This is a genomic window from Alkalihalobacillus sp. TS-13 (assembly GCF_019720915.1).
Lineage (GTDB): Bacteria > Bacillota > Bacilli > Bacillales > Fictibacillaceae > Pseudalkalibacillus.
The window spans coordinates 111,417-124,682 of the sequence record NZ_JAHKSI010000004.1 but is presented as its reverse complement, the minus strand read 5'-3'; the positions used below and the strand labels follow the sequence as shown (position 1 = coordinate 124,682).

General features: G+C 44.3%; 8 protein-coding genes. 5 read left to right on the top strand and 3 right to left on the bottom strand.

The window, feature by feature from the left end:
* The first annotated feature begins 13 nt into the window (after positions 1 to 13).
* From KOL94_RS21420 to KOL94_RS21400, 5 genes are all read left to right on the top strand, one after another.
* Positions 14 to 2,242 (top strand): SDR family NAD(P)-dependent oxidoreductase, encoded by a 2,229-nt coding sequence (locus tag KOL94_RS21420; protein ID WP_221568725.1) that lies wholly within the window; start codon positions 14 to 16, stop codon positions 2,240 to 2,242.
* Positions 2,243 to 2,842: 600 nt separating this feature from the next.
* Positions 2,843 to 7,864 (top strand): beta-ketoacyl synthase N-terminal-like domain-containing protein, encoded by a 5,022-nt coding sequence (locus KOL94_RS21415; RefSeq protein ID WP_221568724.1) that lies wholly within the window; start codon positions 2,843 to 2,845, stop codon positions 7,862 to 7,864.
* 28 nt (positions 7,865 to 7,892) lie between these two features.
* The gene (locus KOL94_RS21410) at positions 7,893 to 9,509 is read left to right on the top strand and encodes a PfaD family polyunsaturated fatty acid/polyketide biosynthesis protein (protein ID WP_221568723.1); all 1,617 of its coding nucleotides are present in this window, start codon (positions 7,893 to 7,895) and stop codon (positions 9,507 to 9,509) included.
* A gap of 353 nt (positions 9,510 to 9,862) precedes the next feature.
* Complete coding sequence (locus tag KOL94_RS21405) at positions 9,863 to 10,555, top strand: 4'-phosphopantetheinyl transferase family protein (RefSeq protein ID WP_221568722.1); 693 nt, start codon at positions 9,863 to 9,865, stop codon at positions 10,553 to 10,555.
* Positions 10,556 to 11,038: 483 nt separating this feature from the next.
* Positions 11,039 to 11,503 (top strand): cytochrome P450 family protein, encoded by a 465-nt coding sequence (locus KOL94_RS21400; protein WP_221568721.1) that lies wholly within the window; start codon positions 11,039 to 11,041, stop codon positions 11,501 to 11,503.
* 101 nt (positions 11,504 to 11,604) lie between these two features.
* On the opposite strand, the gene KOL94_RS21395 is transcribed toward KOL94_RS21400, so the two are convergent.
* From KOL94_RS21395 to tatC, 3 genes are all read right to left on the bottom strand, one after another.
* A complete protein-coding gene (locus KOL94_RS21395; protein ID WP_221568720.1) occupies positions 11,605 to 11,802 on the bottom strand; it encodes an alpha/beta-type small acid-soluble spore protein in 198 nt (65 codons plus the stop codon).
* 369 nt (positions 11,803 to 12,171) lie between these two features.
* A complete protein-coding gene (locus KOL94_RS21390; protein WP_221568719.1) occupies positions 12,172 to 12,417 on the bottom strand; it encodes a hypothetical protein in 246 nt (81 codons plus the stop codon).
* 214 nt (positions 12,418 to 12,631) lie between these two features.
* Positions 12,632 to 13,063: a twin-arginine translocase subunit TatC gene (gene tatC, locus KOL94_RS21385; RefSeq protein ID WP_221568718.1), complete on the bottom strand. Its 432-nt coding sequence runs from the start codon at positions 13,061 to 13,063 to the stop codon at positions 12,632 to 12,634.
* Between the last annotated feature and the right edge of the window lie 203 nt (positions 13,064 to 13,266).

Sequence of the window (13,266 nt, the reverse complement as noted above, 5' to 3'; positions counted from 1 at the left end):
GATTCCTTCTGGGATGAACGGATTTGCTTTATCCGGTTTAATCGGGGTTAAAGGATGCATAGCCATTATCGACGAGGGAACGGGGATAGCAGAATATACAGCGAAGAAGTTGAAGAAGCGAGGGATCGACGCTGAAGCGACAGCCTCTCTTCGTGAAGGGGCGGGCGGAGTGATCTATTTGGGCGGCTTGAAAAAAATCGGGTCCATCGAAGAGGCGCTTGACATCAATCGCGAGGCGTTTCGCATGGCACGCACATTTGTGAACACAAAATCACCGGGCAGCAGCTTCTTCGTTACCGTTCAGGATACGAGCGGCGACTTCGGACTGTCGGGACAATCGGAGCAGCAAGCTTGGCTGTCAGGTTTAACGGGATTGGCGAAAACGGCAAATCTGGAATGGGAAGATACGCAATCGAAAGCGCTTGACATTGAGCGAGGAAAACGATCCGCAGAAGAGATTGCCGAGTTAATTGTAACAGAATTGTTCCATGGCGGCAGCGAGTTGGAAGTTGGTATCCCCGAGAGGGGAGAGAGAGTCACATTAAGCGTGAGGGAATCCGCTCTCGGTCAAGTCGAACGGTACATCGAAGACGATTCCGTTCTTGTCGTGTCGGGAGGAGCCAAGGGAGTTACGGCTGAAGCGTTGGTGGCGTTGGCGCAAAAAGCGAAGCTGCGATTCGTTCTTCTCGGTCGATCCGTGATTCGCCAAGAACCCCCTTTTTGCGAGGGGTTGAACACGGACGCCGAGTTAAAAGCCGTCTTGTTGGCCGAAAGCAAGAAGACGGGCAAGGCATGGACTCCTGCTGAATTGACAAAACAAGTCCGGTCGATTATGTCTACCAGAGAAATTAAGGAAACGATCCGGAGGTTGGAAAAGGCGGGATCTTTCGCGCGATATATTTCGTTGGACGTCCAGGAACTCAAAGGGTTGGAGAAAGTATTCAATCAGGTGCGGCAAGAATGGGGGCCGATATCGGGCATTGTTCACGGGGCCGGTCTATTGGCAGACAGGCTTATTGCGGAAAAGACGGACGAGCAGTTTGAACGTGTGTTTCAAACGAAGGTAAGCGGTTTATGGAATTTGCTCTATGTCACTCGAAACGATCCTATTCACTTGATATGCCTGTTTTCCTCGATAGCGGCACGCACCGGAAATTACGGTCAATGCGATTACGCAATGGCCAATGAGATACTGAACAAAGTGGCAGCAACGGAAGCCTCACGAAGAGGCAGTGATTGTATCGTGAAATCTTTCAACTGGGGACCGTGGGACGGCGGAATGGTTACGTCGGAGCTCAAAGGTCATTTTGAACAACGGGGCATTCCGTTGCTACCGCCGCATGAGGGAGCTGCATTTTTTGCGGAGGAATTGTTGAAAGGATCGCAGGATGATATCGAAATTGTTGCCACCGGAGGAAGATCAGGTATCGTATCGGGCAGAGAATGGAAGATGGATGTATTGGTCGACCAGGGTACTTACCCATTTTTACGGGACCATTCATTCGGAGATACTCCGTTGATCCCTATTGTACTTGTGTTAGATTGGTTCGTGAAAGCGGCCCGATCCTGTTGTCCTGATTTGTATCTCTCCGGCTGCCATGATTTGAAAGTGTTAAAAGGCATTCGGCTGGAAGAATGGGGAACGAAAACATACCTTTTTACCGCTAAGGTCAAAGAAACGTACCAGTCAGGGACAACCGTTCTCAACTTGAGTCTGCAGGATGAACATGGCGTAACGTATTATACGGCACGTGCAGATATGGTTTCTTCGACTGCCGGGACTACCGTAACCGTACCAGAAATACAATTGCAACCGTCAGAAGATGATGCGGTTGCAGACATGTATCGGGAGCATCTGTTTCACGGTCCCGAATTTCAGGCGATTGATAAACTGCACGGTTTTTCGCAGGAAGGAGTATCCGCTGAACTTTTAAGAATTGCGCATATGCATTGGGGGAGTGCTTACCTACCCAGCACGCTGCTTGATCCATTAACTTTTGACGGTGGGCTTCAGCTCGTTTATTTGTGGGGATTACGTTATCTAGGAAAAATAACACTTCCGACAAGGATTGAATCTTTTATTCCGGTAACAGATTGGAAGGGATCAGTACCTGTTTCATGTTATGTTCGAAGTAAAGCGGTGGGTAGTTTCCAGAGCCGATCGGATATCTATTTTTTAACACAGGAAAGAAATATTTGTTCCATTCTGTATGGGGTGGAGATGTACTCGTTCGAAATTTAAATCGTTTGTTCAAAGTCCTATGATACTATGATATGTCAAGGTTAAAAACAAGCAAATTGGAAATTCATTTGGCTGTTTGTCTGCAAAAGATCGAATTAAAGGAACCCGTCAGTGTTTTACAAAAATTATCGATGAAGAGCTTATCTGATTGCATCATCTCGGTGCATAAATTGATCGTTGCCGAGCAGCATATCAATCAGGCGCACCAATTTTCATGTTGTTGATGCTTTGAGACTTCATGATATTTCTTGTGGTAGTAAGCGTCGGTAATCAGGTTCGAGTCTACGGACCTGATTGGTTGTCTTAACTAGGTCATACCGGGGATAACGATTGCCTGGTTAACCGTTCAAATGCAAGATGTTGTTCCGTGAGAGTCAAGAATTTGGGAAACCGCCCAAAACGGAACCCGTCGTCAATCCCCGAGGCAACCTAGGGATTGGTCTCATCCATTTTAAAGTGGGCTTTCTTCAAGTTTTTTAGTCTAGGTTCCTCAACGCCGGGTGCCTGCTGTAAACCGAAACTTTACTTTTCCAAAAGCAAAGTAAACTGGCAAGAAACATCAATCGTAGATTTAAAATTTGTTATACAGGGGGAGCGAACATGGATTTTTCACCCATAGCGATTACTGGACAAGGTTGCGTGTTTCCTGGAGCTTTTACCCCAGAACAATTTTGGCACGGGGTAAAAGAGAAGAAGGATTTCATTACCGGCGGAGATGAATCCGATTTTCGATTAACTCCCCATTTGATGAATAAACTTGAGACCGACCGGCAATTTCATCACCGTGGGGGATACATACGGGGATTTGAACACATCTTTCGTCCAGAAGGATTCGCTATTGATTCCGAACAATTGCTGAAATGGGATCCGTTTGTATTATGGACGCTGTATGCGGCTCAGGAAGCGATGCGAGATGCCGGGCTGGGTGATGTACTTGATTCTCTGAGAGCCGGGGTCATCTTCGGTAACTTATCGGTGCCTTCCCGGTCATTGTCACAATTTGCGGAAGGTGTTTGGTATAACAAGGTGAAGCCTGATCCTCGAAATCGTTTCATGTCCGGGGTGCCTGCACAAATTATCGCTCAGGCTCTGGGACTGAAGGGCGGCGGCTTTGCTATCGATGCGGCTTGTGCTTCTTCTCTTTATGCCATTAAACTGGCATGTGATCGTCTTCAGGACGGCTCAGCGGATGTCATGTTGGCGGGGGCGGTGAATGGAGCCGATCCGCTCATTTTACATACAGTATTTAAAGGGTTTCAAGCAATTAGTCCTAGCGGTCAGAGCCGTCCTTTTCATAAAGCGGCGGATGGTCTCATTCCATCAGAGGGGGCAGGGTTTATCGTACTCAAACGTCTCGACGATGCAAAAAAGGCGGGAGATCGGATTTTAGGAGTCATACGGGGAATTGGTTTATCCAATGACGGAGGTAAACGAGGATTGCTTGCTCCCTCCCGGGAAGGCCAACTTCTTGCCATGAAAAGAGCATACGCGGCATCTGGAATATCACCTTCATCAATTTCGTTGATTGAATGCCATGCCACGGGAACACCCTTGGGAGACCCTACTGAAATTTCTTCCATGAGTAAGACTTTTTTGAATATGGATGATCTCCCGATCGGTTCTGTGAAATCCAATATCGGACATCTTGTAACAGCAGCTGGAATGAGCGGGGTATTCAAGGTTTTGGGAGCAATGAAGGATAAAATTCGTCCGGCAACGATTCATTTGAATAATAAGGAAAACGTTACAGATGTTTCAATGTTCCGTGTCCTAACCGAAGCAGAACCTTGGGAAGTGAAAAGCACTCGCATGGCAGCCATAAACTCCTTTGGGTTCGGAGGAGTCAACGCCCATATGATCGTGGAAGAATGGGCGGGACAAGCTCATACCTCTACATTTTCCGTCTCGAGCAACTCCCCCAAAGGGAAGCTTGCCGTGGTTGGTGTGGGGCTGACTGTCGGCGAGATGCAAGGGAAGCGAGATTTTATCGAACTATTATTCAACAAAAAAACGTTTGGAAAAAAAATGAAGTTCGTAAAACTTCCGAAAAAAGACCTTCGGTTCCCCCCTAAAGACCTAGAGCATACATTACCGCAGCAGATTCTGATTCTCAGTACGGCGAGTGAAGCATTGAATGAAGTCAATCAATGGGATTCGGAGAGGACAAGTGTTCTAATCGGAACGCAGTGCGACCCGGAAGTTGCGCGTTATACGGCGGCACTCAGGTCTGGAGAGAATTACAACTTGGTAACGGCGGAAGCTATTGGTTGTATTCCGAATCTTTGCGCCAATCGAATAAACCATCAATACAAATTTTCAGGCGCCAGTTTTACGGTGTCAAACGAAGAAAACTCAGGTTTAAGAGCAATTGAACTTGCGAGTCACTCTCTGCTAGCAAGGGAAATCGATATGGCTGTCGTAGGTGCTGTGGATCTATGCTGCGAACCCATTCATCAACAGGCGGCAGCAAAGTTTCTTCCTTCAAAAAAGCGGCAAGCGTCTGATGCCGCTGTCGTCATGGTTCTTAAACGGCTGGAAGATGCGGTTCGCGAAAAAGACACCATCTATGCAGTTCTCCCGCACGATAACGAAACCCGCAACGAATCGGAGGTTTCGTTGGGCGATTTGACGCCTTTATTTGGTCATGCCCATGCCGCATCGGGATTATTGCATTTTGCTTCTGCCGTCCTTTGCTGCCATTATAAGATGCTTCCCCGAATCTTGAACGGAATCGAGATGCAACCGTGGTTTCCATTCACACAATGCCGGACGATAACGCTCCGTTGCGGAGAGATTACCACAGCCATCCAAGAACATAAGGTATCCACCAGTTCCTTCATAAATGGTCCAGTTCCAAAGCTTTATGTCTATGCCGGAGCTAGCCGTGAAGAAGTACTACTTACCGCAAGGGAAAACAGGGAAAAGGAAACAGGTACGTTTCGATTAGCCATCATTGCCAAAGATGAAGCCGAACGAAACAAGCGACGGAGTGAAGCGGAACAATTTCTTCGCAAGAATGAACATGTTTCAGGCGTTACCAAAATAGGGAAAGGAATTTTTTATAGCGAGAAACCGATAGCAGGTGAGATGGGTTTTCTCTTTACGGGTGGTGCCGCGTGCTACCGCATGATGGGGAAAGAGCTGCTTGCGGCTTTCCCTGAACTTGCCGTAAAAATGCAAAAACGAATTGGCAATCTGGGAAAATTTACGGAATGGATATACGGACAACAGTCAGAACCAGACGTGTTAGACAAGTTGATGGCCACCTCCTTTTATACTCAAATTCAGGCTCTTTTCTCTCAAGAGATTCTCGGGTTGGAGCCACAAGCGGTAATCGGATTGTCCGCCGGGGAATCTAACGGGTTGTTTGCTTTGGATGTATGGTCAGATTGGACGAGAATGTATCACGATGTTAGAGGGATGATCGCTGAATTAAGCGATGAATATCGAGTTTTACAGAAAGCTTGGGGACAACAGCAGCCTAAATGGACCAATTGGCGAATCATTGCCCCAGTGGAACAAGTACAAGCCGCATTGGCAGAAGAACCGCTTGTACATCAGACGATTATTCACACGAAGAATGATTGTATAATTGGAGGAGATAGAAGCGCATGCGAACGAGTTGTTGAAAAGATCGGCGTCCATCTCGGAATTCCGCTTAATTTTGATTTCGTCATTCACTGCCCGGAAGTAAACGAAGTTAGGGACCAGTGGAGAAACATTCATTGCCGTCCGGTAAACGATAAGAGAGGGATACGTTTCTATACGGTCGACACCTATTCTTATTACGAGCCCGACCAACAACGTTGCGCCGACGCTTTACTAGGGATGGCGACAAAAATGGTCGATTATCCTCGATTAATAGAGAAAGCTTATGAAGACGGGGTACGCATCTTTATCGAACATGGCCCTCGGGACTTATGCAGCCAATGGGTTCGGGAGATATTAGGGGATCGGGAACATGTCGTAATTCCCCTTGATCGTCCCGGAATACCATTTATACAGCACCTTTTCGAGATTTTTGCTCAGTTTGCGGTTTGCGATATAACAGTACCGTATAAATCGATTTCCGACCGATTGATAAGTGGCTCTAGGCAGGGGGAATACTTTGAACGATTGAGCTTCAACGCTCATTTTCCAGTAAAGGAAGAGATGGAAGTCCCAACATCAGGTCATCAAATCCTGGAAGAGCCCCTCAGTCTTCCGAAGATGTCAGAGCGATCGGTCGACTCGAAATGGCCGAAGAACAATATTGAGCGTTGGATGCTCACTCGTGAGGTCGTATTGGACTACTATAAACGGATAACCCGGGCGCATCAAGAATTTATAGTTAGCATGGGAGAGTTAAACAGAAAGTATATTCAAACCCAACAGCATGCCAATGCTACCGTTTTTAAGTCTCTCAACGGGATTGCCATTTCCGCTACCCGACGGAAAGAAGGAAAGAAACCGATCTTTACTCGTCGGGACCTGGAGATTTTTGCATCAGGCCAGATCTCTGATGTATTTGGCGAACGATTCAAGCAGCAAGACCATTACACTAGGCAAGTGCGTTTGCCGCAACCTCCCCTGCTTCTTATAGATAGGATTTTATCGATGGAAGGAAAAGCGGGTTCCTTAAACGGTGGATCGATTTATTCCGAAACTAATGTAACAGAGAATTCATGGTATTTACATCAGGGGTACATGCCGATTGGAATTATGATTGAAGCTGGTCAGGCGAATAATTTGCTTATTTCATGGTTAGGAATCGATTTTGAAAATCGCGGGAAACGAGTTTATCGATTTTTGGGAGGTGATGTGAAATTCTATGATTCATTGCCGAAATCTGGGGATACACTGACTTATCATACCACGATAGACAAACATGTAAAACATGGAGATACTCGCCTATTCATCTTTCACTATGACTGTTATGTGAACGGTAAAAAACGGTTAAGCATTCACAATGCAAAAGCCGGATTTTTTACTGATGAAGAATTGGCTGCCACCCAATTATTGACACAGGAACAATTAGTTCCAGTTCCACGCCCTAATGCAAAATTAGATCACCCTATCGTGCCTTGGGTATCTCGTTCTTTCTCAAATCAACAAGTGATTCAATTTTCCCAAGGTGATGCTTACGGTTGTTTTGGTAAAGGTTTTGAATCAACACGAACACACATATGTACACCTACAATTCAATCCGGAAAAATGATGATCATCGAGGAAGTACCTTGTTTCGATCCTAGGGGCGGACCATCAGGAAGTGGATACCTCCAAGCGGAGAAAAAGATTAGGCCAGACGATTGGTTTTTTTCTTGCCATTTTAAAAATGATCCACTTATGCCTGGAACGTTGATGTTAGAAGGTTGTCTGCAGGCCATGTCCTTTTATATGGCAGCCATGGGATTCACTTTGGACAAAGATGGGTATCGATTTGAATTGATTCCGGAAAAAACATATCAATTGCAGTTTATCAAACAAATTACTCCCACCTGCCGGACAATCGTTTTTGAAGTGTTCGTGGAAGAAATACAAGGAGGTGCATATCCGAAGCTATATTCAACCGTAACGATTAGCGTGGATGGAACGAAAGCTTTTTATTGTCGAAGATTGGGTCTCAGGTTAGTATGGAATTGATAGACTGAATAGACGGGAAGTGAACGAGATGAACAGTTCAAGTCTGCATCATATCGGTTATTGGACCCCTAGGGAAGAACTGCCCGCATTTGAGGCAAAGGATATCGCGGAACAAATAGTGAATATCCGTGAACCGATTCATATTATTTTTAATGAACGTTCAGGATACCTTGGGATCTCCCGCGGGGGGGAATTGAGCAAGAAACCGACTTCTTACCCGCTTCTTGCCACATTACCGGCGATGTATCCGGAATGGTTGGGGGATCGCGAATTTCTCGGCGTGCATAAGACTAGGTTTCCATATATTACAGGAGAAATGGCCAACGGCATCGCGACCACACGCATGGTCATTGCAATGGCAAAAGCCGGTATGATAGGATTTTTCGGTTCAGCCGGGCTTTCTCCACAGCATATTGAACAGGCAATTGAGGAGCTGGAGGCAGCGCTCTCCGAGCATCGTTTATCTTGGGGCATGAATTTGATTCATAGTCCAAATGAACCGATATTAGAAGAAGCGATTGTGGATCTTTACATACGTCGGGGAGTGAGCAGGGTTTCCGCCTCGGCTTTCATGGGGGTAACGCCTAATATAGTGAGATATGCCTGCCACGGACTTTATCGCGATTCGTCGGGACGAATTAGACGAACAAACCACTTGTTCGCGAAGATATCGAGGCCAGAAGTAGCCAGGCAGTTTATGTCCCCGGCACCGTCGGCGCCGGTCGCTGCTCTTGTTCAACAGGGAAAATTGACGCGGCAGGAGGCCGAGTTGTCCCAGTTTATTCCTCTTTCGGAAGATATAACCGTTGAGGCCGATTCCGGAGGCCATACCGACAATCGTTCATTGACGACCTTGTTCCCTACAATAGTAGGGTTACGAGACGAATTGTTGCGAACATACTCATACAATCGATCTATTCGAATCGGTGCTGCGGGAGGCATCGCCACTCCCGGTAGTGCTGCGGCTGCCTTTGCTCTTGGTGCGGCCTATATCGTCACCGGATCAATCAATCAGGCATGTGTCGAGTCCGGTTTGTCAGCGGAGGGCAAACAAGCATTGGCTGAAGCGGACCTTGCCGATGTTATCATGGCGCCTTCGGCGGACATGTTTGAGCAAGGCGTGAAAGTACAGGTTTTAAAAAGGGGAACGATGTTCAGCTCTCGAGGTCTTCAACTGTATGAATTGTACCGAAAGTATAGGTCCTTGGAGGAAATCCCAGCTGATCAAATCGCAAAATTGGAGCGGGACATTTTTAAAGCCTCTCTTCAACAAATTTGGTTGGAAACCGAACAATTTTTCATGAAGCGCGATCCGTCTCAGCTTGAAAGGGCCAAAAATGATCCGAAACATCGCATGGCGTTAATTTTCAGATGGTATTTGGGAAATGCAAGCCGTTGGGCGATCCAGGGTGTTACCGAGAGGAAAATGGATTACCAAGTCTGGTGCGGACCTTCGATGGGAGCGTTTAATGCATGGACGGCCAATTCATTTCTTGCAGAACCATCAAAACGGAATGTGGTTCAAGTGGCTCTTAACCTGATGGAAGGGGCAGCGATCATTGCACGTGCCCAGCAGCTAAGGACTTATGGGGTTCCTGTGCCGGCAAAAGCCTTTCATATTGAACCGCGAATTCTGAGCGTTTGAAGCGAGTGGCATTGAAGCAGAATAAAAAGACCGCTTCTCAGGATAGTCCGTCAACCTGCGAAGCAGTCAAACTTCGGAAAGCACCTTTAGACCCACTATTCCTAAGTCACTGATAAACAATTGCTAAATCCTTGTCCAATCTGATATTTTGCGATACCGTCGAACGATCACGTAATGCAATCCAGTAGGGTAAACAATTGTATGAATTTCATCAAGACACATGACGAAATGTTGATCCTAGTAAAATTGAATTATATTTGCACATCCGAGTTTTTTGTGAGGTGAAACTAACTGTCACCATTCTGGATCGAATTTACAAGAGCACTACATATTCAGTCGGAGGGGAGAAAACAGTGGTCATATCTGCGGTTCAGCAAGTAAAGTTGCAAGATGACGATGTAGATCTAATATGTTCACAGCTTAATGAAGAAAGAAACAGAAAAATTCAATCGTTTTTACGCCCAGAGGACGTTTGCTGCGCTCTAATTGGTGATGTTCTCTCTCGCGTACTTTTGTGCATATATTTAAATACACCAATGCACCTTTTGTCAATCAAACGAACGGTTAATGGAAAACCATACACGACAAATGCCGACTGCTATTTTAATATCTCTCATTCAGGGGAATGGATTGTTTGTGGCGTTTACGATAAACCGTTAGGAATAGATGTGGAACAAATTCGAACCATAGATGTGAATATTGCGAAGCGTTATTTCTCTCCCACGGAGGCAGAGAGTCTGTTTAAACGCGCGCAGCAGGAACGATTGCAATACTTTTTTGAGTTATGGACTTTAAAAGAAAGTTATATCAAAATGCTTGGTACAGGGTTCAACATGCCTTTTAATTCCTTCTCCGTTCAGGTCCATTCAAATAAAAAGGAATACATTGGAACCCCAAAAGGCAAAGCATTTAAATTTAAACAGTACCCCATCGATCCGGCATATAAAATGGCCGTTTGTTCAGTTACAGATGCATGTTTTCCGAAACATGTGAACGTTTACAGTTGGAACGATTTGTTTGAAAGTTTCCGATCGCTTTTGTACTAGAGAAACCACGGTTAAACACTAACAAATCATTCCAAATCCCTATTTCTCATAAAATAGCCTTGCAACGCAACCTTGTTCTTTTTTGGTTCGCGTAAGATAGCTTGATGTCGTTTATGCTTATTACGCCAGCGAATGTAATGTTGAATGGATGCTGCTAGTTCTTTATGGTTGGCAACTAGCTGGTTTCGAGTACAACCTTGCGCAAGTCACTCACTCCACGGGTGGATTTCCCTTTGATGAATTTTTACAATCGAAATTACGGAAGCAGCACAAAGGGATGCAGATAAAAGAGTAAAATAACATCCACAAAAGAGTTTTTTTTCTCACGAGACGACAAGAGAGCCCGTTTCACATGCGGTTTTTTGGAAAGCAAAATGTAACAGGCCAAGATTAAATTAATTCTCTTACTCACATCAAAGATTCGTTTACAGATAGTTAAAACAAAAACGAGTACAATCACCAGATTTTAGGAGGAGAATATCCTTGAAACCATCAGATTTTCCCAGAGATCTACGTTTTCGTACGCCGGGACCCGCTTTCATAGAAAATGGTGTCGCTCACCTACGCAGTTACACAGATGTGCAACGAGCGATGATGGATAATAAAGAGAATGAATTTTCCCAAGACCGATCATTTTGGGCACCAGAGGACCAAAGGGTCCACCTCGTCTTTTATTTTATGTGGTCCACTGGAAAGAAGAAGGCAGACGGCACAACAGGGCGTCATGACACGCTACGCAGCATCATCAGTCCATGGTTCCGAATGAAGGCAGTCAAAACGATGGAGTCGAGGATCCGAGAAAATACCAAATCACTTATCCGCACGATCATTGAAAAAGGAACAGGGGTCAAAGTGAGACAATTACTCCCTCAAAACGTCAAAAGAAAAAATATTTGTGATTATGTTATTTATATTTTTAAAAAAATCCTCGCGAATAACGACATCTGACGTTTCAGACCAAATCGATTAAACATAATAAATTCCTTCTAATTATTGTATATAAAATATAAAACACTCAGTTTAAAAGACTGAGTGTTTTTAACGATTTCTTATCTGGTTCCGCCCATTTGTTGCTGAGCCATTTGAACGAGACGCTTTGTAATCTCCCCACCGACAGATCCATTTTGTCGAGAAGCTGTGTCTGGTCCGAGTTGGACACCAAACTCACTTGCAATTTCAGATTTCATTTGGTCGATTGCTGCTTGAGCACCTTGGACTAATAATTGATTATTGTTTCTTTGTGCCATATTTCCTTTCCCTCCTTCTATTGATGTTCTAAAGGTTGTTATGTACCTTCAGGTTTAAGTATTTTACAAAATCAAATTATTATGCATGGAAAATAATAAGGAATAAGTTTGAGGATCTTATTGCTATAACCTTCAAGTAAAAATAGTTTAGCTTATATTCAAATGAGTTTCAGTAACTTCCTAAAATGTAAGAACTTTATTAGGAGTATTGAAGTAAGGTTAATTATTTTATTAAGGAGTTGATGAAAGTGATCCTTTGACGGGATGGAGGAGTTATACTTTCCCCAATTCTCGCTCTGGATAATTTAACTTTTATATCGTTATGATCTCATTGAAGGAACGAATAATCGCAAAAAAAGGAACCCTCTATTAGGATTCCAGTCGTTTATTAATTCTATTGAGTTCCATTTCCTGTTGTGCTTGTTTTTGAACAATAAAGTCCGTATCAAATTTAAAAGAATCCAATCGTTCATTCATTGCCTTTAACCTGGTATCAATCTTTTGCATGTCCTGAGCCTGTTGTTCTTTGCTGTCTGTTATTTCTCCTTTTAATGTACTAACTTCTCCTTTTAACTCATTGATTCCCTGCAATATTTGTTGTAGGATCTTGTCCATCCTATCAATCCTTTCAATAACACTATTAAATGAATTATATCATGTTATAAGGTGTTTCGGTATGATGACTAGGATAGAAGTATAGCCAATGGCAAGGGTGTCTGGTATGATCCGAAAATTGGTGGAACTGCCAGAAGGGACAGAAAAAGCTATCACACCCTTGTTCCTGTATAAAATGTACAAAGGTGCCGGACCAATCCAGCAAATATATGTATTAGGATGGAAGATTTATAGTTTTATAACTCTGTTTCTTTACAAACACCATGTTCGAACAAACAATACTGACTTCATACAAAAGAATCAAAGGGGGTGTCACCAGGACATGTGATACGATATCGGGCGGTGTGATCATCGGCGCCAGGACCAACAGGAAGATATACGCGTATTTTCTAGATGTTTTTAATTTTAACGGTGTTATGAGCTCCATGTGGGTGGAAAACATGATGATCAGGGGTAGTTCAAAAACCACCCCGATCGGGAGGATCAAGCGAAACATAAATGAAAAGTACTGATTGAGCCCATAGACTTCTGAGGCTCCGATTCGCTCAGAGAACGAGGTCATAAATTGAAAGACCGCCGGGAAAATCAAAAAATAACTGAAACCTCCAATCCATTTAAAGAAAACAGATACATATTCTCTGGACATTCTTAAAAAGTTAGTCGCAGAGGAAGCAGATTTATATGTTCATGGCCACGGTCAACCTGCTGATCGAAGAGAATTAGAACATTTTATTGAACAAATGGAGCAACAAAAATAACCTGTCATTTACACCTCCTATTGATTTCCTATTGATCATCAATGGAGGTGTTGTTCATAAATAAGGACCTCTACACAATCTAATGAGTACA